Raw genomic sequence first — 24,717 nt, 5'->3', positions numbered from 1 at the left:
TGTTTTGATATAAAAACATTGACAGGGGTGCATAATCTTGATATAATAAAATCAAGCTATTTGACGTGTTTGTAGCCTGCCCTTTGGGGATTGAAACTAAGATTTCACGATTTGCGTCACACTTTTGCAACGCGTTTGTAGCCTGCCCTTTGGGGATTGAAACCACTATGATTACCTTCTAACCCTTGAAAAACCTCAAGTTTGTAGCCTGCCCTTTGGGGATTGAAACTCGTCATCATAGTTTTTGCTACCTTTCATAACAACTGGTTTGTAGCCTGCCCTTTGGGGATTGAAACCTTTCATTTGCTTCTTTGTTGTAATAAGCATCTCTGTGTTTGTAGCCTGCCCTTTGGGGATTGAAACGTAACAATTAAAACATGACAATGTACATGCCAGCCTTTGTTTGTAGCCTGCCCTTTGGGGATTGAAACCAAAGAAGACAATACACATAACACCATCGAAACACGTGCGTTTGTAGCCTGCCCTTTGGGGATTGAAACGTAAAACCACTCCGTAGGTCTTCCTTTTTGTTGCGTTTGTAGCCTGCCCTTTGGGGATTGAAACGTAAAACCACTCCGTAGGTCTTCCTTTTTGTTGCGTTTGTAGCCTGCCCTTTGGGGATTGAAACGTAAAACCACTCCGTAGGTCTTCCTTTTTGTTGCGTTTGTAGCCTGCCCTTTGGGGATTGAAACACAACCAACCCCGGTGGGGTAGGGCACATGTGGGTGTTTGTAGCCTGCCCTTTGGGGATTGAAACGCTTTCCTTTGATTAGCTATTGAACATCTCATACCCAGGTTTGTAGCCTGCCCTTTGGGGATTGAAACCTAAATGGATGAGCAATATAAACCAGTTCCACAATAAGTTTGTAGCCTGCCCTTTGGGGATTGAAACACAACTTTAAAAACTGGAATCACAAGCATCCCTCATCAGTTTGTAGCCTGCCCTTTGGGGATTGAAACCCTGCATATGTGAATTCTTCTCCTAATTTTTCCACTACGTTTGTAGCCTGCCCTTTGGGGATTGAAACTTTTTATCAACCTCCTTCATTTATTTTTGAGCCTTTGTTTGTAGCCTGCCCTTTGGGGATTGAAACAGACCTGGTCTGGGTCTACTGTGTTTGTGGGCAAGGTTTGTAGCCTGCCCTTTGGGGATTGAAACTGTTACTTACTCTAAATACTTTTGTTTTTTGTTGTGGTTTGTAGCCTGCCCTTTGGGGATTGAAACAAAAATAGACAGTATTTCCGCACATCTGCAAATCCGTTTGTAGCCTGCCCTTTGGGGATTGAAACTCTGAAAGCTTAAAGTTTTGCATCAAAAACCTGATAGGTTTGTAGCCTGCCCTTTGGGGATTGAAACCGACCATATACTTCTACCACAAGTTTTCTAGGTGAGTTTGTAGCCTGCCCTTTGGGGATTGAAACACACCTCTAACACCCAATTTTTGCCTTCAAAAAGCGTTTGTAGCCTGTTCTTTGGGGATTGAAACCATTGTAAACAGTTGTCGGAATTGGCTGTCCTACAGTTTGTAGCCTGCCCTTTGGGGATTGAAACTAATTATTCCCTCCTTAACGATTTTGTATTTTTAGTAGTTTGTAGCCTGCCCTTTGGGGATTGAAACTTTTCTTTTGTTTTACAATAACATTTCAAACCAAATGTTCTGTTTGGTGTGCCTTTTGAAAATGCTTCTCTTTATGGAAGTGCCTTTTTGTCAGTTTATATTTTCCCTGTATATTTTTAACAAAACGGTTATAATAACCTTAGATAAAAAACGTTGGAGAACCTTTTTATGTCCAAGCTATCTCAAATGTATTTCTTTTGGAAAAACTCAATTACCCAGTCTATGGAAAGGTTAAACAGTAACATAAATGGGATATTTCAAGCTCTTTCTGGCTTTTATCAAAACATCGTGCTTACTTTTTGACACCTCCAATCCCCTGAAGAGTATGGAATTCTTGGCAGCTCTTTTTAGGCTACCTTCCACGGAGCGTCCGTCATCGAGCAAAATGATCTCTTTTAAATCTAACCTTTAGACTTCAACTTTCTCAAAAGATAGAAGATTCTTTACAAAAAAGAGAAATCAATCTTGTTGCAACAGATGCTACTTGTCCAAAATGGGAAAGTTCAAATTACATAATATCTGTAATATCTATAGGATACCTTGAGCTTCTTTACAAAGCTGACAGAAGGGTAAAAACTCTTTTAAAACTTGCAAAGGGAATTATTAAGATCTCTAAGCTCAGCACCTATCACAGCCAGCGCTGATATTTTAGCTAAAATAAAACTAAAAGACACAAAAGTGTATTTTACACCCTGATTGAGAACCAATCAACAGTAAGGCGCAATATGACTTAAAAATATTAGAGCTCTTAGTAAGCCTGTGAACCAACAATCTTATCTTGACATGTAACAAAAAATATATTATGCTTAAAATAACTACCATTCCCAATTACTTCTTCTGAGGTGATTTTTTTATGTTTAAAAAACGTTTTATAGCCTTCGTGAGTGTATTTTTAAGCTTGATTTTGCTTTTCTCACAAGTTAGTGCTCAGAGCTTGCTTAAAAACAAATACATTTACATTTTCCCTACTTATGAGAATATCCACTTTTTTTCAAATGGTTTAATTGCTTTTTGCTATCAGAAAAAATGGGGCTTTATGGACTCAACTGGCAAGGTGCTTTTAAATGCTCAGTTTGATGATATTGACGTTGTGGTCTATGATGGTAGGAATATTATGGGGGAAGTTGACAAAATATATAACAACATATTTGTTGTTAAAAAAGACGGCAAAATAGGATTTGTCGATGGAAACTGCAATTTTTTAGTCAAGCCATCTCTTGATTCTATTGAAAAAGTATATCCATACCTTGACATCTTAACTGTAAAAAGCGACGGAAAGATTGGATTTCTAAACCTTGCAAAAAATAAGCTTACTTTACCCCAGTTTGACAAGCTCTTAACTATCGCCAGCCAAGAAATGTACAATCTCATCATGAAAAGCATCAATACTCTTAAGGTGCAAGATTTTTGGCATATTACGCCAATTGAATATTTGCTGTTTGAAAAGAAAGGCAAATGGGGACTTTTAGACTTTGACGGAAATGAGGTAATTGAAGCAAAGTATGACAAGTTTGAAGATGTATTTGCCGATGGCATTTTTAAAAAGATAATACTTGAAAAACTTTCAAAAGGCAGTGCAAGAAAGCTAACCCAACCTGCTCTTGAAGAGTATATTGACATATTCTCTTCACAAGAATTCAAAGACGGAAAAGTGGTTGCTGAAAAATACAAACTTGTTTTTCACAAGAAAGATGGTCGAAGCATTGACGGAAGCAACACATATGATGGTGCAAAAATCCTTTTAAGAGGCAAGTTTGCCGCTGTCAAAAAGAATGGCAAATGGGGTGTAATTGATACAAACGGAAAATGGGTAGTAAATCCCAAATATGAAGACATCCGTGACTTTTCTGAAGGATTTGCTGCGGTAAAGCTTTCTGGCAAATGGGGTTTTATTGACAAAAACTTTAAAGAAGTTATCAAACCTCAATTTGACAGTGTATTTGATTTTAAAGAAGGACTTGCTGCAGTCAAATTAAAAGGAAAATGGGGTTTTGTTGACACTACTTCAAAACTTAAAATAAAACCACAGTTTGATGAGGTAAAAAACTTTTCAGAAGGGTTTGCCGCTGTTAAAATGGGCAAATATTGGACGTATATAAATAAAAATGGAACACCTTTCAAAACCTCTTTTAACAGCGCAGATGACTTTTTTGCCGGAATAGGAAAAGTAGAAGTCGGCGGAAAGATTGGGTTTGTCTCTACAGATGGTCAGTACATCTTATCGCCAAGGTTTAAAAAGAATGCAGATATTATCTGGGATAACATAAACTATGTTTACAGGATGGACACAACTATTAACTCTTTGTACAAATATATAGCCAATTATCCAAAGATAGGATATGTAATTGTTAACAGTGGCAAGATTGGGCTTTTGATGAAAGTAAAATAAAAAACGTGGTCACCAAAGCTGCAAAAGGATGTTGCAGCCCTGATGCCACATGCAAAATGAATTATTTGCCCTACTCTAAACTAAAGACATTTTCAAGCTCACACTCTTCTTTTATTGTGCACACTCCTTTTGCCCACATTGAAGAGAAATAGTCGCTGATTATGCTTGCAGCTGTTATCCTTCTTTTAAAATACTTTGCAGAGCCAAAACACTGCAAAACTGCTCCGCACTTGAATAAAATCTCAAAACCTTCTTCCTTTTCATCTATTTTAAAAACCTGAGACAAGTTCACATAGCCAAAAATAGGGTCTGTTGCTACTTTTGCCTTTCTGGTCTTGACAGGAATAAATGTAGCATCTGGAAGAACAATTGGAAGAAGGTTCTTCTGCCCTATCTTTTTTGAGATGAGCTTTTTTATAGTCAAAGGATCAATTGCATACATAGAATAGAGCTTTTTTGTAAAGCTTCTGATTGACATAGGGCAAACCTTCTTTTCACCGTTTAAAAGAAGAAGCATAACTCCATCGCCGCTGTCAAGATACTGTGGCACAAAGTATATAATGTCTCTTGGAATCTTATCCATTTAAAACCACCATCCTTCTGATACTTCACCAGATTTTACAACTTTTATATTTATTATAACGAACAATTGTTTGCAAGTCAATTGCTTTTAATCTGTATTATTTTTTCTGAGAGCTTGTCTATGGTGTCAGAAAGCTTGTCAATTTTGCTTTCAAATCTTGTAAGAAGATATACGCAAAGTACAATCGGAAAACCTATGTTAGCAATGTTTGTTATAATCTCCTGCACTGCTATCACCTCCTGTTAATTTGAATCATATGTACTTTTATATAAGACATATCGGGGCTGCCTTCTGTTTAGCTTTTAAGAAGACAGCCCCATTAATTTTTAGCCAATGAGCTGATTTACATTTCTGTCTATAATTCTTGCTGAAACCTTCTCAACAATTGGTGCAGACACTGAAAAAATGTTCTTCTGGATTATCAAATTCATTACATTTTCAACTTCTTGTGCTGTCAAATTGCTTTTGGGGTCTGGAATTGAAAGCCTGAATGTCTTGCCATTTTGAAGCCTGAATGTCAAAACCAAAGTGAGCACTGCTTCTCACCTCCTTTCTTGCTAAAAGACTTTTTGAGGCATTAAAGCCTCAAGACCTCAAGTGTATCAGTACACAAGCTCAAAGTTGTTCTGTCTGACGACTGTGTAAAGTGGCTTTGTCTGAAGGCTTGCTATAGCTTGAGCAACCTGATAAACATCCAAATCCTGCGCATCTGGTCGGATGTCATAAGAGAGTGTTTTGACTTTGATTTTGCCAGTTGAAGTTGTCCCATTTTGAAGTTTAATCAAAAGATTTCCTGTAAGTGGATTTGCTGCCATCTTCGCCTCACCTCCTTTCTACAGCTTCTATTTTATCGGGTAGCTGTGGCACTTTCAAAAATTATACGAATATTTGTTTGGTTATTCTGAGTGAGATTTGCTATCAAATGTCGCTCAGATGACTGCAAATCTCATTTGTATGTGCATAAATCTCAAAAAAACTTAAAATAATATCTTTTTGAAACCCATTTTTTAAGGAGGAATCTATAGAGGTGAACCTTAAAGAAAAGAAGGCAAAAGAGTATCAAGATATGGTAAAAGCCCATGAGCCAAGGACAAACCTTCTCAAAAACTGCATATTTGCCTTTGTTGTCGGTGGAATTATTTGTGATATTGGTCAAGCCTTTTTAAACCTATATTCAATGTACTTTCCAAAAGATGAGGCACAGACACTTACATCCATCACAATGATTTTCCTTGGCGCGTTTTTGACAGGAATTGGCGTGTATGACAAAATAGGCAGGTTTGCAGGGGCTGGCAGCATTGTTCCAATCACCGGTTTTTCAAACTCAATTGTTTCACCTGCTGTTGAGTACAAAAAGGAAGGATTTGTGTTTGGAGTTGGCAGCAAGATGTTCTTGATTGCAGAACCTGTTTTGGTCTGTAGAATATCCACCTCAATACTGATTGGTTTTGTGTGCTATTTTGTCAAAATTTTTCCAAAGATTTAATTGGCCTCAAGGCTGAACTAAAAAGCCAGCAAAGGGGGCTTTGGCAGATTGAAAAAGGTTGGAAAATCTACTTTCAAGTTTGAAAGCTGCCCTATAATCTCAGACTGTTTTACCATTGTTGGTAAAAAGGAAGGGGAAGGTCCGCTTGGAATTTTCTTTGACATGGTAATTGAGGATAAGTACGCCGGGCAAAAATCTTGGGAGCTTGCGGAAGGAAAGATTTTAAACATAGCAATTTCAAAACTTATTCAAAAAAGTGGTTTTCCTCTTGATAAGGTTGCCCTGATCTTAAGTGGCGACCTTTTGAACCAGCTCACAAGCTCTCACTTTGCCACAAGAGATTTGGATATTCCATTTATAGGGCTTTATGGCGCATGTTCAACTTTTGCACTCTCTGTTGGGCTTGCGTGTGTGTTTGTTGCCGGTGGGTTTGCAAAAAACGTAATTGCTGCAACATCATCTCACTTTTGCTCTGCTGAAAAGCAATTCAGATACCCTTTGGAGCTTGGTTGCCAGCGCCCCCGACAGCGCAGTGGACTGTCACAGGTGCAGCGTCATTTTTGATAAAGCCTGAGGATGGCACTCAAAAGCCTAAAATTACTCACATTACAGTCGGAAAAATCTTAGACTATGGCATAAAAGACCCGAACAACATGGGTGCGTGCATGGCACCTGCTGCGTTTGACACAATTAGCACGCATCTTGAGGATACAAAAAGAGATTTTACCTACTACGATATAATTGTCACAGGTGATTTAGGATATGTGGGAAGAAAGCTTCTTGAAGAGCTTTTCAAAAAAGAAGGAAAACCTTGCCATTTGAACTTTTTGACTGCGGAATTTTGATGTTTGACCAAAAGACACAAGACACAGGAGCTGGAGCAAGCGGATGTGCGGCCTCTGCATGCACCTTTGGTGGATACTTTTACAAGCTCATGCTTCAAAAAACTTTCAAAAGAATTCTCATTGTACCAACTGGTGCTCTTTTGTCTTCTTCAACAGTCCAGCTTGGTGAAAGTATCCCTGTGATTGCTCATGCACTTTCAATTGAGATTGAGTAAATCTTTTGATGTATCCGCTTTTGTAGAGGTGATGATGACAAATGGATTATTTAATGGCATTTGTAGTTGGCGGGCTTATCTGTGTTGCTGGTCAGATTTTGATTGACAAGACAAAACTGACATCTGCAAGGATGCTTGTGCTTTTTGTAACCCTTGGCGCAATCTTGCAATGTCTTGGGCTTTACCAAAAACTTGTTGATATTGCAGATGCTGGGACAACAGTCCCTCTCCCTGGCTTTGGATATTCTTTAGCAAAAGCTGCTACTGAAGAGGTGAAGAAAATTGGGCTTACAGGAGCATTCACAGGGGGAGTCTCAAGGACAGCTGGCGGCATTGCCGCAGCTGTGTTTTTTGGGTATGTAATAGCGCTTATTTTTAATCCTAAGAGTAAGTAGAATTTCGGAAATGTAATTCATGGAACACTTGCAGATAATGTCATGCAAGAGGGAGAAGGCATTCAGAATAATGAGGATTTTGGCAAAAAACGACTTGGTTTGTAGCCTGCCCCCTGGGGATTGAAATTTTTCCAAATAGTAAGCTATTCAAAAAACAACCCTGAGAAAGAAAAGACAGAAAATTTTCTTTTACATAAATGTCTAAAAAATTCCAAAGCAGACGCAACTAAATAAAAAAGGCTTGCGGGAAGATTTGCCAAGCTAGCCGCAAGGCTTACAATTTTACTGTGATAAATCAACATATTTCACACTCTTTCTTTCAACCAGCAGTCTATCATGCCCTGTGGAAGTCCCCGAATATATCTAACATACACTTTGAGGCCGTCGTACTTGACTTCTGTGACATTGCCTTCAAGCCCTGAATGTGCAAAGAAATTTCTCTTGTCTGGTTCATCGGCAATTGGTTTTGTTGGGTCGACAATTTTTCTAAGCCTTGTCCACTGCTGAGTCTCACCATACGCCTGTATCTTTTCAGTGTCGTTTGAAATCTTATTGCCAAGCATTGTCCAGTTCATCGGAATACCAAATATTGTATAAATCTCTGCAAAAGTCTTCCCAAGATTCTCCAAATCAAACCCAGTCTCTTGGCAAAACATTGTAATGTTGTATTTCTCTAAAACCTCAACAATGCCCATGTAAAATCCCAAACTCAAAATTGCATCTAAGTATGCTTTTTTGTTGAGCTTTGGAGAGCTTTTAAAGTCTTTTAAAAGCTGGTCTTTTGCATGGCTGATGAGATTTTTAAGTTCATTTTTTATCTCATCTCTAGAATGGTATGGATGGTAGTACAAATACAGTGGAACGTTATTTTTGATTGCTGAAAATAAAATGGTAAACATTTCTATCTTTTCTTTCAAAAACTTTCTCTTCTGTCGTATTTGTTGCTTTTGCAAAACTTTATTGTTGCCTTTCTGGTCATCTTGTGGCTCTTGATAGATATTTCTCAAAAACGAAAAGTTGTGGTCGCAGGCTTCTTTTTTGCTGATCGGGGATGAGAAAAAAGCTGTATAGATCTGTGGCTGAATATGTATCTCAAAAGATTTTGCTGTGCTTCCTATAATAGGGTCTGAAAACGTAAGGTATATCTTTGGGCGCTTTTCTTCATGAATCCAGTGCATAAGTCTTGTAAAAACCGCAAAATGCCTTGATGCCTCTATCATTGCTGATATGTATATGTTGTGCCCACTTGAGATGTCAAGATAAATCTCATCCACATCTTCATTCATATACCTTTCTATCATGTCAAACAGAATCTCAGGGACTATATCGTCATAGCTACCATCAAGCTCTATATTTTTAAGATATGTCCCAAGCGAATGAATCACAACTGTTTCATCTCTCAGCCTCTCAAGAGGAAGCCTGTCTATTATTCCAAAAGGAGATTTGAGATATTCTGAAGGATTTTCATATATCCTTTCCAGTTCCTCTTTTAATGAGTCATCTTCTACCCAATCTTTGAGCCTTTCATTTAGAACAATGCTGACAGGATAAATCACAGCTGCTTTTGCCTCTTGCCCTTGCTGTCTTAAAAAATTCCTTAAAACAAAGCTGGAAAGCTCTGAAACTTTTTAAAAGTTTACAACCTCATCATTAAATTTGGTTATAAAAAACTCTTTTAGCGCAGCTTTGGGATTGTCAAATCGCCCAATTTGGCAAATAATCTTCATATAAAAACCCCTTTCTTCAAAAAAGGTTTGCAGACAAAATTTTTTTAGCTGCAAAGGATATATCTTCTGAATCTCTCATGCTTGAAGATCTTTATTAATTCAACAGAACCGTCTGGCTTTATAACTTCTTGAGCTGTTCTTTTAGTTGTGGCATAAATAGGAATAAAACCGTTTTTGAAGCACCAGCTGACAAGATATACTGTTGCGCCAAAATCTCCTTGAATGAGGCAGTAGTTGAGGTTTTGGCTTTTGTTTCTACTCAAAAATGAAACAATAGGCTTGAACATTTCCTCATTTAAATCAACATCCGGCGGTATGTTGCTCCAAAAATTCTGCAAATCTTGAGGAAGTGAAATTATCTCCTCAACTCCAAGCACCTCTCTTGCTTCTTTTTCCTGTTCTTCTGTGAGAGTGTGATTAAATATCAAAAACAGCCTATTCAAAACTTTTCACTCCTTTAATTTAGATTATATACTATTTTGCCAAAAAGTTGAATATTGATTTCATAAAAAAGGCGGGAAAGAGGAGTAAAAAACAATCCTCTTTTTCTGTTCAAATCTGTATATACTTAGTTTTCTTTATAAAAATCAGTATATCACATTTTAAAGCACCTTGAAGTTCTTTTCTTAATCCCTCTCAAAAGCCCTTTAACAACTAAAGAGCAGAACCAAAACTGTTGCAAATACAAGAGGTTTTTTAAAGTATCTTTAAAAACTCTTTCCACCTGTTGACTTTTGATTTATCCATATACTGTCGTCAATAAAATGCAATCTTTTTATCACAACATTTGAAATTTTACCCACAGAAGAATATTTCGACAAATCCCATAATGTCATGTAGTTGTCAAGCGCAGGTATGCAAATGTTTTGTTTTATTCCTGTATACTGCATTGAGCCACTGCTGTCTTTTGCCGGCTGACCAAAAATTGTTAAACACGAAAACGAAAGTTCTATCGCATCAACAGGAGTTAAAGAAAGATTAAAAAGTTCAATTTTAGCAACTGGAAAATTGTAGGTCTTGGTGTCTACTTTGGTGCTATTTACATATATTGGACAGTTGTTGTTAGCCTTTTGATACAATTCAAATATAAATCTTAACTTGATTGATATATTCTTGAGTAGTGTAGTATTTTATCAGGTCAACACAATCTTCAAAAACGTAAACTTGCTTATCATAGTCACTGTCGTAATAAGTACAGCCAAGAACATAGTATTGTAATAGAGTATAATTATTTTTTTCCATTTCGTCAAATAACTCGTCAATACCCTCACTTGTTCCTAAATAGCTTTTCCTCTTTTTTGGGTCATAATATGCATAAGCTATTGTATATTCCACTATTTTGGTATCATTCTTTAGTATTTTCAACAAAAAATTTAACTGGTCATAATACTCAGAAGTTTTTTGCTCTCCATCCAAGATTCCTAAAACAATATCTACCCTTTTGCCATTCATTTTTACACCATTTTTCCTGTAAAGTTCATTTAGAAATATAAAAGGTTGTTTATTCAAATACAATACCGGTACCTGCTGACCATTTAAAATGCACCAGTTTTTAGGTTTGATGTTAACTGTATTAAATTTTTCGTTCCATTTGCTGTGAGGTACACCAACTACTTACTCTCCAAGCTGTCTGAAACAATAAACTTCATTTTCAGAACTTAGAATTTTGTAGCCATAGTAATCTAAATGAAAAACATTGACCATCAAGTTACCATTACCACTGTAAACAGGCAACTGAACGCCATCTATATAAACTTTATAGTCTGAAAGCTTAACCGTCACAGGCAAAGTCAACGCATATGAAATGGTATGACTAAAAAGGCAAATCAAAGCCAATGTTAAAGTTAAACTCAACATCTTTACAAATTTCTTTTTCATTTTCTCAACTCCCCTAAATTTTATTTACAATTTGTATTTTATCTATTATTTTGGTTTTTTCAGTTCAAAAAATATGCGAAGTAGATTTCATGTTAAATTCTTTTACTGGGCTGCTTCAATTAAACTCATACTTGGTTGCCTATAACTACTCCGCAAAATCACAAGATGGGTGATTAACAATTTGTATTTTTAAAACACACAAATAGAATATAATTTCATTTTGACCAAAAGTCACATCTGTCGACCTCAGGTAGTAAAATTTTAAGGTTTGATTTGTATGCGGTTTCAAGAAGATTTGACATGGTTTTTGCAAAACTTCTGGCAGCAGCTGGATAGACGGAAGAATCTGGGGTGACTATATAGCTTGATTTTTCTGGCTTGATTTGAGTTTTCCACAGATGTTTTGATATAAAAACATTGACAGGGGTGTATAAACTTGATATAATAAAATCAAGCTATTTGACGTGTTTGTAGCCTGCCCTTTGGGGATTGAAACGGTGTTATTTGCACAAATATTTTCTCTCTTGGGTTAGTTTGTAGCCTGCCCTTTGGGGATTGAAACTTGTAATGCTGCATTGCTACAATTGAGTCCAGATATGTTTGTAGCCTGCCCTTTGGGGATTGAAACTTTTAATCTCTTGTAGTTTGAGAGTTCTCTTAGAATGTTTGTAGCCTGCCCTTTGGGGATTGAAACTGTTCCTAGCACACCGTTTCCAGCCCAACCATCTGCAGTTTGTAGCCTGCCCTTTGGGGATTGAAACCAAAAAGTGTGAGCCCAAATCAATTATCACGGCTTCTGTTTGTAGCCTGCCCTTTGGGGATTGAAACACCTAATCCTTACATGGACGCTTATACGTTCTATTATGTTTGTAGCCTGCCCTTTGGGGATTGAAACTTGTCTATTGCTTGAAGCAAATCACTTCTTGTTATTTTTTGTTTGTAGCCTGCCCTTTGGGGATTGAAACCAGATGAGCAGGTCGAAATCTTAAGACATGAAATAATGTTTGTAGCCTGCCCTTTGGGGATTGAAACTCTTTTTAGCTTCTTCATAAACTTATCAAAATCCCTGTTTGTAGCCTGCCCTTTGGGGATTGAAACTTCTGTCGAACTGCGTTATCAATATAATGTCATATCCGTTTGTAGCCTGCCCTTTGGGGATTGAAACTTCCTTTTTCACGCTACCATCTGGCATAGCCCAAACGGGTTTGTAGCCTGCCCTTTGGGGATTGAAACACAATCTTGAACCTCAAGGAACATGGAAGTTTAAAGGTTTGTAGCCTGCCCTTTGGGGATTGAAACACAATTGATATTAGAAATATGACACTAACTGAAAAGTTTGTAGCCTGCCCTTTGGGGATTGAAACTTTTTACGTTTCCATTATATAGCTCTTTGAGTGTTTGTAGCCTGCCCTTTGGGGATTGAAACACATTCGCTCTTAAAGCACTAATATCTTTGATTTCCGTTTGTAGCCTGCCCTTTGGGGATTGAAACAGCTGTGTTTTCACTTGTTGAAGAGCTACCCGAACAACGTTTGTAGCCTGCCCTTTGGGGATTGAAACTTTCTCTTGTAACTATCAAACTATGAACGTGAACATGTTTGTAGCCTACCCTTTGGGGATTGAAACTTTCTTCGGCAATCCTTCAACATCGTTGATATTGAAAAGTTTGTAGCCTACCCTTTGGGGATTGAAACACAGGTTTTCCACATATTTCACAATTCCCATATTTATTGTTTGTAGCCTACCCTTTGGGGATTGAAACGTATTAGTAAAGAGAAAACTTTCCTTCTGGTAGTCGGTTTGTAGCCTACCTTTTGGGGATTGAAACGAGAGAATTGCTTGGAACACCATGAGCAGGTGGTGCAAGTTTGTAGCCTACCCTTTGGGGATTGAAACTAAGATACCGATGTTAGCTCAAGGCACTAACCACTTTGTTTGTAGCCTACCCTTTGGGGATTGAAACTGTCATAACCAAGTTTTCTACTTTGACTAAAAAACTTTGTTTGTAGCCTACCCTTTGGGGATTGAAACGTATACTTACAACGTTTGGAATTTCTTGTCAACTAAGTTTGTAGCCTACCCTTTGGGGATTGAAACACGCACACCTGAGCCATACACCACAATCCTCATTTTGTTTGTAGCCTACCCTTTGGGGATTGAAACTACCTCAGCAACGCTTTTCCCAATCGCTTTGGCTAAATAGTTTGTAGCCTCCCTTTGGGGATTGAGAAGAAAGAGCCTTCTCTTTGGAGATTGAGATGTTTGGGTTCCAATTCCGTATTGTCCTTTCTTTTAACTTCGCATAAAATTTGACCTTTCTTAAAGGTTTCAAACAAGTAAAATTTTAATTGTAAATTTCAAAATCGGCTGTTTGAAAGAAGGTCAGAAGCAGTTGGAAAAGGCTTTTGACATCAAAGGTTCGATTGTACAAGCATACATTGTTTGCAAAAGACAGGCGTGGCTTTTGTCGCGAAATATCGGTCCATCGTCAGACAATCCATTTTTGGAGATAGGCAAGTTAATATCGCAAGAGTATTACAAGAATGATAAAAAAGAAGTCTACTTTGACGGGGTAGTTTTAGACCTTATCAGGCAAGAAGATGAAGTCTTACTGGTTGGGGAAATTAAAAGATCATCACGTGCAAAGAATGCTGCAATCTTGCAGTTAAAATTCTACCTGTATAAGCTCTTTAAAAACAACATTAAAGCGCGTGGCAAACTTCTTATTCCTGAAGAGAAAAAGACTTTTGATGTTGAACTCACTACTGACGATATAGAAGAAATAGAAACTCTTACAGAAGAGATTGCTTTATTTTTGTACTCTCAATTACCACCCCAACCACAGAAAATCAAAGCATGTTCAAAATGTTCGTATAAGGAGTTTTGCTGGGCATGAAAAGACCAATTTACATTTTTTCAGATGGTAGCTTGAGAAGAAAAAACAACACTCTGTATTTTGAAAGTGAAGGTGTGCAAAAGTTCATACCTGTCGAAAACACTTCTGAGATTTATATCTTTGGAGAAGTTGAGCTGAACAAAAGATTTTTAGAGTTTTTGACTCAAAGTGAGATAATTCTACACTTTTTCAACAGGTATGGCTACTACGTTGGAAGCTTTTATCCACGTGAGTACCTAAACTCTGGATACATGATTCTAAAACAAGCTGAACATTATCTTGACCCTAACAAAAGACTTTACCTTGCAAAAGCATTTGTGGAAGGCGCATACAAAAATATGAGACAAATATTAAAATATTATCAAAGCCGTGGGATTGATGACCTGAAAATTTATATAGAGCAAATAGAAAACTTATTCAGCAAAATCAACTACACAAATGATATAAACTCCCTTATGGCAATTGAAGGAAACATTAGGCAAACCTATTACTCAGCCTTTGACCTCATCATAGACAAAGATGAGTTCAAGTTTGAAAAAAGGTCAAAACGCCCACCAAAAAATGCACTCAATACACTAATTAGTTTTGGCAATTCAATGATGTACACAATTGTTCTTTCAGAAATTTACAGAACTCATCTTGACCCACGGATAGGATATCTTCACGCTACAAATTTCAGAAGATTTACACTCAACTTAGACGTTGCTGAAATCTTCAAGCCAATAATTGTCGACAGGCTTATCTTTTCAATAATCTCAAAGAACATGTTAAAGCCCGAGCACTTTGAACAGGACTTAGAGGGAATAGTTATCACAGATTTTGCCAAAAAGCTTTTTATTGATGAACTTGAACAAAGACTCTCAACAACAATCTCTGTTAAGAACATTGGTAATTATGTCTCATACAGGCAGCTTATAAGAATTGAGCTTTATAAGATTGAAAAGCATCTCATGGGCGAAAAGGAATATCAGCCATATGTAACCCAATGGTAATTGAGGTGAAGAGGATTTGTACACAATCCTCGTGTACGATGTCAATGAAAAGCGTGTTGCAAAAGCATTAAAGGTGTGCCGAAAATACCTCAACTGGGTGCAAAACTCTGTGTTTGAAGGTGAGATTTCAGAGGCAAAGCTGAAAAAGCTAAAGTTTGAGCTTTCTCAAAAGCTAAACCTTGAAGAAGACTCTGTTATTATTTACAACTTTCAAAGTCGCCTCTATTCCCAAAGAGAAATACTTGGTGTTGAGAAAAACAACTTAGACAGATTTATTTAAAAAATTAAGTTACATGGTTGAAATTCTAATTTGGTTGTGATAAGCTAAATTTTAGTAAAATCAAAGAGGTGCCAAAAAAATGATTGAAGCTGTTGCTGAACTGGGTAGATTCGTGCTGGAGGGAAAATCAAAGTCAGTCTCACAAGAGGGCAGCTCCTCTGATGTTTTATCAAATAATCTTTCTTCTTTTTTATCGCGAATTGAAAGCGAAAAAATTCTTTTTATCCTTTTAAATCAAAACCAGGGAAAGTTTGAATACTGCGGGCTTGAACTTCAAGACCCAATGGAGTCAAGAACACAATTTTACCTTTTCAGCCAAGGTGCAAAAGGCGGTGGGACAAACTTTTCACCTACATGTACTCTTGTAAAGCCAAAAGCTACAAAAAATATGTCAGAGGCCCAAATAAAAGATAACATAAAATCCCAAGTTGAAAAGACGTTTCAGCAAAAGGTTGAAAACTGGTTTTCGAACAAGGCACAGCCTCTTGCTAAGAAATTCTCGAAATTAAAAATTTTAACTCAATCTGATGCAGATTTTATTGAAAAGATAACACAAACCATAAAAGAGCAAAGAAAAAGAATTATAGATGACATTTCCCAAACCATTTATGACATTGAGCTTAAAAAAGGAAATAGCATACTTCTCTCTTTTCTCATCAATGGTAAGTACATTGGCGAATATGAGATTTTCAAACTGTTTTTGCTTGAACTTATAAAAGAGAAAAACCAAAGGTCAAGTTCGCAGGATAAAACATGTTCTTTGTGCAAACAAAAAAGAGAAAATGTCTCTGGTATGGTCAACGTTTTCAAATTCTATACCATTGATAAGCCGGGGTTTATAAAAGGTGGATTTTCGCCTGAGAATGCATGGAAAAACTTCCCTGTATGTTCAAGCTGTCATACACACCTCAGTAGAAGTAGAAAGTACTTGGAACAAAACCTTCAATTTAAATTTTACAACTTTAGATACCTTCTCATACCAAAGTTTACACTTGGATTTGACTCTGAATATGCAGAAATCCTTGATATTCTTGAAAAAACACAAAAAGACATCCGACTTGGTGAGAGAAAATTAGAGCATATCACAGACGATGAAAATGAAATTCTTGAAATTGTGAGCGAATTTAATGACTCTATGTCAGTTACATTCCTGTTTTTAACAACACAAATGGGCGCGGAGAGAATTGTCCTTCTGATTGAAGATGTTTTTCCATCACACTTAAAGAACATATTTGATGCAAAAAGACATACAGAAAAGAAATTTCGCAAACTCTTTGACAACCCTGACATTGACTTTACATTCCAGCAGATTAAATACTTTTTCTCAAAGAGCAACAGGCTTAGGAAAAAGCCAGATCTCGACAGCTATTTTTTAGAGATAACAGAAAGCATTTTTAAGAAAAAGCCAATTGACTTTGACTTTTTACTCTCTCATTTTTGTCGAAGGCTTCAGGATGACATTGTAAATAGCGACTTATCAGCTTTCTACGTTTCTTGTAGCTATGCAATGGAAGTTTTAGAATTTCTGAGTAAACTAAACATTTTAAAGCTAAAAGGAGATGAGATGAATATGCCTTTTGAAACTCCGTTTGACGAGATTTTAAATGAGTTTCCTGTTGCATCTGCAAACCCTGCTGTAAAAGGAATTATCCTTGTTGGCGCGCTTTGTGACATGCTTTTGAGAATTCAGTCAGCGGGTCTTAAAAAAGCGCCTGGAAAAATGCCGCCGTTTGCCAAAAATTTGAAAGGGCTTAGGTTAAAACAAGCTGATATCATCTCACTTCTGCCAAAGATTGAAAACAAACTTATGGAATACTCAGCGTTTGGCAAGGCAAAGAAACTTGTTGCTGCTACAGCTTCAGATCTTTTGCTAAAAGCGCCAGCTGACTGGAAATTATCTTCCGATGAGGTAAGTTTTTACTTTGCCTGTGGTATGAATCTTGGTCAAAAAATCAGGGACCTTGCAAAGAAATTGACAAATGACATAGAAGAGGCTGAAGATGAAGAATAAAACCTTATGTTTTAAAAAATTCAAATAATCAGAAGGGGGAATTTTCGATATGGAAAATTTAAACAATAACATTATCAAAAACAGGTCTGAGATTTTGTTTTTATACGATGTAACAGACGCAAACCCAAACGGTGACCCACTTGATGAAAATAAGCCAAGAATTGACCCTGAGACAGATATATGCATAGTAACAGATGTGCGCTTAAAAAGAACCTGCAGGGATTACTGGGCAGAGTACAAGAACTTGCCTGTGTTCATCTTAAGAGAAATCTCCGAAGATGGAAAGCTCATGACAAAGTCTGACAAATTCTCAAAGTATAATCTCAGCAAAGAAAAGTTAAAAGACTACATTGACATAAGGCTTTTTGGGGGTACAACCACTTTAAAGAGCAAGGACGAAAAGAGAAAGAGCAAGTCAGACGAAGATTCATCAGAGGAAACCGGCGCAATTACCTTTACAGGACCTGTTCAGTTCAAATTCGGAAGGTCTTTGCATAAAGTCGAGTACATGCTTGTCAAAGGCACAACAGTTATGCCATCTGGAGAGGGAAAAGACCAAGGAACATTTACAGAATGCTATATTCTACCGTATGCTCTGATTGCTTTTTATGGTGTTGTAAATGAAAATGCAGCTTTATGTCAAGAGTTGCCTGTAACAGAACAAGATGTTCAGCTTCTTTTAGAGGCTCTTTGGTGCGGGACCAAAAACCTGATTTCACGCTCAAAGTTTGGTCAGATGCCAAGGCTTCTTGTAAGGGTTGAATATAACCAGAGCGGTTTTTACATTGGTGAACTTGACAAACTTGTGAAGCTCATTTCCCAAAAGTCAGATACTGCTATACGATCACCAGAAGACTTCCAACTTGATATTACACGACTTGTTGAAAAGTTTACAAAGTATCAGGATAAGATTCAAAAGATTGAAGTAGCTGTTGATGATTCTCTCAGCTTTGTATGCGAGGGCAAATTTGTTCAGCTAAAAGATGCTCTTTCTTTCTTGGGTGATAGAGTCAAAGTTCTTAAATTTGATTGATTAAGCTTTAAGGTGATGTGATATGAAAGTAGCTGTATTTGATATCAAAGCTGACTTTGGTTTTTTTGGTAAGTTTTATTCAACATCTTCGCCAATAACATACCCTTTCCCACCATTCCCAACCATCCAGGGGATGGTGGGAGCAATCTTGGGTCTTGACAAAAAAGAGTATCTTGATGTTTTAGAGTATGGTAAGTTTCGGGCTGGCATAAGAATTTTAACCCCTGTGAAAAAAATCAGAATGGGAATAAATCACATAGACACAAAAGAAGGAAGATGGCAGCCTATAAAAACCAAAAACCGCCAGCCACGAACACAGATGAGGTTTGAGCTTTTAAAAGATCCTTGTTTTAGAATTTACGCAACCCATACATCTACCAATGTCTTTCAAAAACTTGTTGAATTTTTGCGAGAACACAAAAGCTTTTTCACTCTTTCAATGGGTCTTTCTGAATTTCTTGCTGACTTTGAATTTGTCGGAGTATTTGAGGCTTTTGAAAAGGACATGCCAGATGATTATGTAAGCCTTTGCACACCAATTCCTTTAAGCTATTTAGATAGCAAAGCAGATACACCCCTAAGGATTGAAGCTGGAAAAAGCTACTTTAAAGAGAGAATGCCACTTTACATGCTCAGGACAAGAGAAGTTGTAAAATACGAAGACGTCATTTTCGAACCTACTGGAAAAGAACTTTTAGCAAGACCATCAAGTTATGTGGAGGTCCAAAATGGAGAGAACATCCTTTTGTTTTGATAACAGAAATTTGTCTGGCCTTTTTTCTCACCCCGGCAAAGACGGCGGGATAGAAGGCGCAAAGCCTTTAGAGGTTCATCTTGCAAACACCAGCATTTTAGCTAACTCCTTTGCTTCAGAGAAGAACATTGCACTTTGTTCAACAAAGTTTCTTTCCCAGATTGCAAAAATTACAGCCTTGCTGCATGACATCGGCAAGGCAACTTCTTTTTTTCAAGCTTATCTTTTTGATAAAAAGAAACCAAAAACCAGATTATCGCGCCACTCTCTCATCTCTGCTATCTGTGTTTGGGGAACATTAAATAGGCTCATTGAAGATAAGAAAATCCAAGAGGACAAAGCTTTTGAAGGCTTTACTGCAATTTTAGCATTTTTTGCTACTTTAAAACATCACGGTGATTTAGAAGCAGCATCAGATATGATATTGATCTCAGAAGATGATTTAGAACTTTGCTATGAGCAGATTGAGAATATTGACAAAGAGAAGTTTAATACTCTTATTTCTAATATTTCCACTCTTTACCCTGAAATTGAAATTGGTTTTTTGACAACAGATATCTTAAGAGAATTTGTAGACCATGCAAAAAACTCAATAAAGCTTTTTAAAAGAGCCTTCAGAAAGCTTTTTGACACAGAGATGAAATTCTTTTTCATGCTAAATTTGTTGTATTCTATCCTCCTGGATGCAGACAAAACAGAGGCAATCTTTGGCACTTTGGTTGATATTCCAGAGCTAAACCTTTCTCACACTGATGTGGATAGTTTCAGGAGAAGAATTTTCAAGCCTGAAAACTTCGAAAATTCAATAAAAGCTTTAAGAGACAGTGCTTTTGAAGAAGCAATAAATTGTGAGATTGACGAAAATAGACGTATCTACACCCTCTGTCTTCCAACAGGGCTTGGAAAAACTATTATCTCTTTTGCTTTTGCACTAAAGCTAAGAAGATTTGCTCAAGATAAATTCGGCAGCAAATTTAGAATAATTTACTCACTTCCTTTTTTATCTATCATTGAGCAAAATTATAACGTCATCTCACAGATTTTAAGCTTTTGTGGCATTGACACAACTTCAGACATCATTTTAAAGCACCATCACCTAAGTGATATTGCCTACAAAACCAAAGATGGTCTTCAGAACAACCAAGAGGAAATCTTTGACAAAGACATTGCAAAACTTTTAATAGAAGGCTGGAACTCAAATATAATCGTCACTACATTTGTCCAGTTTTTGGAGAGTATTCTGACAAACAAAAATTCAAATATGAGAAAATTTCACAGAATTGCTAATTCAATTATCATTCTTGATGAGGTACAGGCTATAAACTCAGAGTATTGGTTTTTGTGCAAGAATCTTTTTGAGAAGATGTGTAATAGCCTAAACTGCTACATAATCCTTTCAACTGCCACAATGCCGTTTATTGTTGACAAAAGTAGAGCCATCAGTATTGTAAAACCGGAGAACTATTTTGACAAACTTTGTCGAACAGAGTTGTATTTTGACAATAATTTCTCAAAAATAAGACTTGAAGAGTTTGTGGCAAACTTTGAGTTTGAAGAAGAAAAAACTTACCTTTTTGTCATGAACACTGTAAGCAGTGCAAAAAACTTGTACGAACTTATAAATCAAAGATTTCCTGACATGCAGGACGAAATTACAATTCTGACAACTCATATAATCCCAAAAGAAAGATTGAGAAGAATTGAGCAAATTAAAAATAAGAAGTACAAAATTGTTGTATCAACCCAGCTTGTTGAAGCAGGGGTTGACGTTGATTTTGACCATGTTGTAAGAGACATTGCTCCGCTTGACTCAATCATCCAAGCAGCAGGAAGGGCAAACAGAGAAGGCAAAAAAGGAAAGAGCAAAGTAACAGTTGTTGAACTTGTATCTGAAAGAGGAAGACTTTTTGCAACAGAGGTTTATGATAGTCTATTGATTGATGCAACCAAAAAGATTTTAAGTCAATTTCAAAAGGTTGATGAAAGTAAGTTTGCAGAGCTAATCTTTGAGTATTACAAAGAACTTGCAAGACGCGGCGTGATTGAAACAAGCAGCGACGATAAGGGAACATCACAAAAATTTCTTGAGGCAATTTACAGACTTCTTTACACCTCATCCGACTCTGAGACAGCGGCAATCGGAAGTTTTAAACTCATCGAGGATGAACCTTACAAAATAGATGTATTTGTTGAGGCAGATGAGGAAGCAAAAATTATCTGGCAGAGATTTGTAGAAATTCGTGAGATCAAAGACTTTTTTGAAAGAAAAAAGAGGTTTTTGGAGATTCGCAAAAGTTTTTACGACTACGTCATCTCTGTGCCAAAGACAGACAATATCCCCACTAATTTTGAAAATCTTATACTCTATGTGCCGCACAGCCAGCTCAACGACTTTTATGACCTGATGACAGGCTTTAAAACAAAGGGAGAAAGCTACCTGAGTTTTTAATACTTTTTGCTTTCTCCCTTGTCTTACCTGTAGGTTTTTATAGACTTTTCAGAGGGTAAAAATAGTAGCGAAAAAACAACGTATATTAACAAAAAGGCGGTGTTTTGCATGGGAGTTATTTTTGGAATTATCATTCTTATCCTTCTTGTACCTATACTTATTCCTCTTTTATCAATTGCCCTTGTTCTATCATATTTAATAGGTTGTTTTTTCATCGGTCTTTTAAAAGGGATATTCAGAAACTTTTTTTAATCTCATCTCTTCTTCTGAGTAGCTTTTCAAATACTTTCAGCGCTGAATTAAAAAGTATTTTGAATGAGTCAATATCTTCTAAATAGTTTTGATTGCTGCGAGATGATGAACCATGCACTGCAGCGTTCCTAACATATTCTAACTCTTTTAGTATTTCTGCTTCCTCTTGGTCTTTGATTAGTCTATTTGAATTTGCATCAGATCCAACATTCTTTATTTCATTTCTTAGTTTATCTCGTGCCTCTTCACGTGCATCGTAATTCATATTGTCTTTTATATTATATACATCTGCAAAAAGTACAATTGTTGCTTCATAAAGAAGAATCAAAGCCTTGAGATACTGTTTTCTTTCATAGAAAAACTGAGATCTTTTGTACATTCTCTGAAAGAGTTTTTCCTGCCTGTTCATTTCACAAAATTCTCTGTACATTATCTCAACTATTTCTCTTTCATAATCATGCTCAGCTGTATTTAGTTTATCCTCAAGCCCTTTTATTATCTCTTCAATCTCTCTTCGTGGCTGGCGGTTCATCTCCAGCCTGAAATATGTCTTCTCTTTGTTGCCAAAACCAAGTTGATTCAAAATGGGCACAAAGTAGCCAGAATTTTCAAAGGTAGCCATCGCCTCAATCATTTTGACCAGTTTGTCTATAAAAGAAATTTCAATTACAGGAGATTGTCCATCCACAAGCCCTGAGAAGTATTCTTTCATCTCATGTGCACCATAGAATATTCTTATGTTGTTTATCTTTCTCAAATATTTCAAAAGCATTATACCATAGGAAAAAACAATAGGAATGTTCCTAAAGGCGTGCGTCATGTCAAAGATTACATTGTGGGCACCATCTTTATCAAGCTCTTTCAAAAGTATGTCAATGCCTTTACCAAGTTCAACTGGCTCTATTTTATGAAACTTAAGGCTTGGTACATACTTTGTTAAAGTATTTTGCCACTTTAAAAGCGTTTGCTCTGAAATACCTTTCTTTTCTTCTTCATACACTTTCAAGCACATCTCAGTTATGCCTTCTGAGCTTTGTACATCATGGGGAAGAATTTGGTAAAGTTCTGACCACGCTGATTTATTAGTGCCAATTATAATAAACTTGTCAATGTTTATGCTCTCAACGTTTCTAAGATATTCATATAGGGCAATACCAAAAAAGGCTGTCTTTGACGCTGTATATCTTTTATTGTTTTCACAGTCAGGATTAAAAACGTATTCAGTTTGTTCATAACCCACTGTTTGGTCCTTTTTAAGTCGACCTTTGCCTATTACGGAAATTAGGATATTCGAAGCTTTGTGTACATTCACCTTTAAAAACCCCCTTGATTATAGCGGTTCTTCTAAGCAAAATTATAAACCAATTTTTCCTTTTTTTAAACGCTTCTCGCTCTTCTTTTTGACAAAATTCGCAAAAAAATAAATTCTGCTTTTGCACAATATAGTTATAATTAGTTATTCTTGTAAACAATATGACTCCTAAATATCATCTACAGGGGTGATTGAGATGAATTTCTTTTTGCCGAAATACAACTTTCTGCTTATTTTATGATTATGCATATAATACATTAATTTTACGATTATATATTCATTTTGACCAAAAGTCACTTCCGTCGACCTCCGGTGCAAAATTTTTGAGTTTTGATTTGGATACGGTTTAATTTCGATATAGCAAGGCTTTGGCTTGATTTCTGGCAACAGCTGGATAGACGAAAGGGATTGATGAGGGTTTAGCTCTTGAATCTTCTGATTTGAGCAGCACTTTGATATGATGTACTGATATAAAAACATTGACACCTTTGCATAAAGTTGATATAATGAAATCAAGCATTTGAACGTGTTTGTAGCCTGCCCTTTGGGGATTGAAACAGGGCTTTCGCGGCATAAACGGTTTCCCCCCCAGAGGGGTTTGTAGCCTGCCCTTTGGGGATTGAAACCGCCGCAACAACAAAAGAAATATTTGATTGAAAAACGTTTGTAGCCTGCCCTTTGGGGATTGAAACATCTTCAACTCTCTCAATCCCTAAATACAAGCTACTCGTTTGTAGCCTGCCCTTTGGGGATTGAAACTCTAAATCCATAGCCACTTTAACCAATTCGTCATACGTTTGTAGCCTGCCCTTTGGGGATTGAAACATTTCCCTCAACTTCTTCACTATCCCCTTCAACCTATGTTTGTAGCCTGCCCTTTGGGGATTGAAACGCTTTTGGGTTAACACGTGTTAGATTTGCATATGTAGTTTGTAGCCTGCCCTTTGGGGATTGAAACTTCGTCTTGATCTCACCTCCTCTCTTGTTAAGCTTAGTTTGTAGCCTGCCCTTTGGAGATTGAAACTTTTATTTCACTCCCTTTCAAACAGATTTTCCCACGCTTGTAGCCTGCACTAATGTTCAAACTTCGCAAAAAATTTAACTTTAACTCCTGCTTTTCCTATTCTATCATTAAGAGAGGAATCTTCCTTTTATAAGAAGGGGGAAATAACACATGTCTTCTATTCCAAAAAGTCCAAAGGAAGTCTACGAACAGATTTTATTTGAGTATCAAGCCTATTCAGAGTTTAAAAAACGAATAGAAGGAAAGTGTTACCTGCCACACGATCCCGAAAATGTCCTTTACCTGTACTGCACTTCCACTTTTAATGAAGAATATGAAAAAATGCTAAAAAGCAAACAGATTGAAAATTATATCGAACCGCAAAACGAAGAAGAGGTGGAAGACTGCTTTTTGGAAGAAGACGAATATTTCAAAGAAGAATTGGAAGATGACTTTGACCTTTTTGATGCAGACTATGAGATGTCAAGCGAAATGGACGATATTGTTGACGACCCTGATTTTTGGGATTCCTTTGATTATGAGTGGGACGACTGATGAGGAAAGAAAAGTTTTTAAAACAAAAATTTTGCGCAAGTAG

20 protein-coding genes, 2 pseudogenes and 3 CRISPR repeat arrays are annotated in these 24,717 nt (G+C 36.8%); of the genes and pseudogenes, 12 read left to right on the top strand and 10 right to left on the bottom strand.

Annotation, left to right across the window (positions count from 1 at the left end; genetic code table 11):
* Positions 1 to 67: 67 nt before the first annotated feature.
* Positions 68 to 1,619: a CRISPR direct-repeat array (repeat unit 30 nt; unit sequence GTTTGTAGCCTGCCCTTTGGGGATTGAAAC).
* An 853-nt stretch (positions 1,620 to 2,472) separates the two neighbouring features.
* A complete protein-coding gene (locus tag OTJ99_RS00225; RefSeq protein ID WP_045165993.1) occupies positions 2,473 to 4,008 on the top strand; it encodes a WG repeat-containing protein in 1,536 nt (511 codons plus the stop codon).
* Positions 4,009 to 4,078: 70 nt separating this feature from the next.
* Here OTJ99_RS00225 and OTJ99_RS00220 read toward each other — a convergent pair whose 3' ends face one another.
* The 4 genes from OTJ99_RS00220 to OTJ99_RS00205 form a co-directional block, all read right to left on the bottom strand.
* Positions 4,079 to 4,591 carry a hypothetical protein gene (locus tag OTJ99_RS00220; RefSeq protein WP_045165994.1) on the bottom strand — a complete coding sequence of 171 codons (513 nt, stop codon included), beginning with the start codon at positions 4,589 to 4,591 and terminating at the stop codon, positions 4,079 to 4,081.
* 77 nt (positions 4,592 to 4,668) lie between these two features.
* Positions 4,669 to 4,818, bottom strand: coding sequence for a YvrJ family protein (locus OTJ99_RS00215; protein ID WP_011915711.1), 150 nt, complete (start codon positions 4,816 to 4,818; stop codon positions 4,669 to 4,671).
* Between the two features lie 99 nt (positions 4,819 to 4,917).
* Positions 4,918 to 5,127 carry a DUF2922 domain-containing protein gene (locus tag OTJ99_RS00210; protein WP_039767048.1) on the bottom strand — a complete coding sequence of 70 codons (210 nt, stop codon included), beginning with the start codon at positions 5,125 to 5,127 and terminating at the stop codon, positions 4,918 to 4,920.
* Positions 5,128 to 5,193: 66 nt separating this feature from the next.
* Complete coding sequence (locus OTJ99_RS00205; protein ID WP_045165995.1) at positions 5,194 to 5,406, bottom strand: DUF1659 domain-containing protein; 213 nt, start codon at positions 5,404 to 5,406, stop codon at positions 5,194 to 5,196.
* A 212-nt stretch (positions 5,407 to 5,618) separates the two neighbouring features.
* Here OTJ99_RS00205 and spoVAC point away from each other — a divergent pair, with 212 nt between their 5' ends.
* The 3 genes and pseudogenes from spoVAC (at position 5,619) to spoVAE (ending at position 7,532) form a co-directional block, all read left to right on the top strand.
* Entirely contained in the window at positions 5,619 to 6,077 is a 459-nt protein-coding gene (spoVAC, locus tag OTJ99_RS00200) for a stage V sporulation protein AC (RefSeq protein ID WP_083943563.1), read from the top strand.
* A 48-nt stretch (positions 6,078 to 6,125) separates the two neighbouring features.
* Positions 6,126 to 7,137, top strand: a pseudogene (gene spoVAD, locus OTJ99_RS12915) (stage V sporulation protein AD).
* 41 nt (positions 7,138 to 7,178) lie between these two features.
* A complete protein-coding gene (spoVAE, locus tag OTJ99_RS00180) occupies positions 7,179 to 7,532 on the top strand; it encodes a stage V sporulation protein AE (protein ID WP_045165996.1) in 354 nt (117 codons plus the stop codon).
* 305 nt (positions 7,533 to 7,837) lie between these two features.
* Here spoVAE and csx1 read toward each other — a convergent pair.
* The 5 genes and pseudogenes from csx1 to OTJ99_RS00155 all read right to left on the bottom strand — a co-directional run bounded on the left by csx1 (position 7,838) and on the right by OTJ99_RS00155 (position 11,137).
* Positions 7,838 to 9,259, bottom strand: a pseudogene (gene csx1, locus OTJ99_RS00175) (CRISPR-associated CARF protein Csx1).
* Positions 9,260 to 9,303: 44 nt separating this feature from the next.
* Complete coding sequence (gene csx20 / locus OTJ99_RS00170; protein WP_045165997.1) at positions 9,304 to 9,702, bottom strand: CRISPR-associated protein Csx20; 399 nt, start codon at positions 9,700 to 9,702, stop codon at positions 9,304 to 9,306.
* A gap of 264 nt (positions 9,703 to 9,966) precedes the next feature.
* Entirely contained in the window at positions 9,967 to 10,338 is a 372-nt protein-coding gene (locus OTJ99_RS00165; protein ID WP_052671508.1) for a hypothetical protein, read from the bottom strand.
* Position 10,339: 1 nt separating this feature from the next.
* On the bottom strand, positions 10,340 to 10,711 hold the full coding sequence (locus OTJ99_RS00160; protein ID WP_157841368.1) for a hypothetical protein: 372 nt from the start codon (positions 10,709 to 10,711) through the stop codon (positions 10,340 to 10,342).
* Between the two features lie 162 nt (positions 10,712 to 10,873).
* On the bottom strand, positions 10,874 to 11,137 hold the full coding sequence (locus tag OTJ99_RS00155; RefSeq protein ID WP_052671510.1) for a hypothetical protein: 264 nt from the start codon (positions 11,135 to 11,137) through the stop codon (positions 10,874 to 10,876).
* Positions 11,138 to 11,603: 466 nt separating this feature from the next.
* Positions 11,604 to 13,300: a CRISPR direct-repeat array (repeat unit 30 nt; unit sequence GTTTGTAGCCTGCCCTTTGGGGATTGAAAC).
* Positions 13,301 to 13,529: 229 nt separating this feature from the next.
* On the opposite strand from OTJ99_RS00155, the gene cas4 reads away from it, so the two are divergent.
* The 7 genes from cas4 (at position 13,530) to OTJ99_RS00120 (ending at position 21,552) form a co-directional block, all read left to right on the top strand.
* Entirely contained in the window at positions 13,530 to 14,033 is a 504-nt protein-coding gene (gene cas4, locus OTJ99_RS00150) for a CRISPR-associated protein Cas4 (protein WP_045165998.1), read from the top strand.
* Positions 14,030 to 15,025, top strand: a complete 996-nt coding sequence (gene cas1b / locus OTJ99_RS00145; protein ID WP_045165999.1) for a type I-B CRISPR-associated endonuclease Cas1b — start codon at positions 14,030 to 14,032, stop codon at positions 15,023 to 15,025. The genes cas4 and cas1b overlap by 4 nt, the downstream gene beginning before the upstream one ends.
* A 16-nt stretch (positions 15,026 to 15,041) precedes the next feature.
* Positions 15,042 to 15,305 (top strand): CRISPR-associated endonuclease Cas2, encoded by a 264-nt coding sequence (gene cas2, locus OTJ99_RS00140; RefSeq protein ID WP_013291506.1) that lies wholly within the window; start codon positions 15,042 to 15,044, stop codon positions 15,303 to 15,305.
* 79 nt (positions 15,306 to 15,384) lie between these two features.
* Positions 15,385 to 17,316 carry a TIGR02556 family CRISPR-associated protein gene (locus OTJ99_RS00135; protein WP_269015377.1) on the top strand — a complete coding sequence of 644 codons (1,932 nt, stop codon included), beginning with the start codon at positions 15,385 to 15,387 and terminating at the stop codon, positions 17,314 to 17,316.
* Positions 17,317 to 17,365: 49 nt separating this feature from the next.
* Complete coding sequence (cas7b, locus tag OTJ99_RS00130; RefSeq protein WP_045166001.1) at positions 17,366 to 18,349, top strand: type I-B CRISPR-associated protein Cas7/Csh2; 984 nt, start codon at positions 17,366 to 17,368, stop codon at positions 18,347 to 18,349.
* 22 nt (positions 18,350 to 18,371) lie between these two features.
* On the top strand, positions 18,372 to 19,103 hold the full coding sequence (gene cas5b, locus OTJ99_RS00125) for a type I-B CRISPR-associated protein Cas5b (protein ID WP_045166002.1): 732 nt from the start codon (positions 18,372 to 18,374) through the stop codon (positions 19,101 to 19,103).
* Positions 19,078 to 21,552, top strand: a complete 2,475-nt coding sequence (locus tag OTJ99_RS00120) for a CRISPR-associated helicase/endonuclease Cas3 (protein ID WP_045166003.1) — start codon at positions 19,078 to 19,080, stop codon at positions 21,550 to 21,552. Before cas5b ends, OTJ99_RS00120 begins: the two co-directional genes overlap by 26 nt.
* Before the next feature lie 235 nt (positions 21,553 to 21,787).
* Here the strand turns inward: OTJ99_RS00120 and csx2 are convergent, their stop codons facing one another.
* Positions 21,788 to 23,116 carry a TIGR02221 family CRISPR-associated protein gene (gene csx2 / locus OTJ99_RS00115; protein ID WP_045166004.1) on the bottom strand — a complete coding sequence of 443 codons (1,329 nt, stop codon included), beginning with the start codon at positions 23,114 to 23,116 and terminating at the stop codon, positions 21,788 to 21,790.
* 528 nt (positions 23,117 to 23,644) lie between these two features.
* Positions 23,645 to 24,140: direct repeats of the CRISPR family, unit length 30 nt; unit sequence GTTTGTAGCCTGCCCTTTGGGGATTGAAAC.
* Positions 24,141 to 24,290: 150 nt separating this feature from the next.
* Between csx2 and OTJ99_RS00110 the strand changes: the two genes are divergently transcribed.
* The gene (locus tag OTJ99_RS00110; RefSeq protein WP_045166006.1) at positions 24,291 to 24,674 is read left to right on the top strand and encodes a hypothetical protein; all 384 of its coding nucleotides are present in this window, start codon (positions 24,291 to 24,293) and stop codon (positions 24,672 to 24,674) included.
* The last annotated feature ends 43 nt before the right edge of the window (positions 24,675 to 24,717 follow it).

It is taken from the genome of Caldicellulosiruptor naganoensis, assembly GCF_026914285.1.
Lineage (GTDB): Bacteria > Bacillota > Thermoanaerobacteria > Caldicellulosiruptorales > Caldicellulosiruptoraceae > Caldicellulosiruptor > Caldicellulosiruptor naganoensis.
This window is presented reverse-complemented; position numbering and strand designations above follow the sequence as displayed.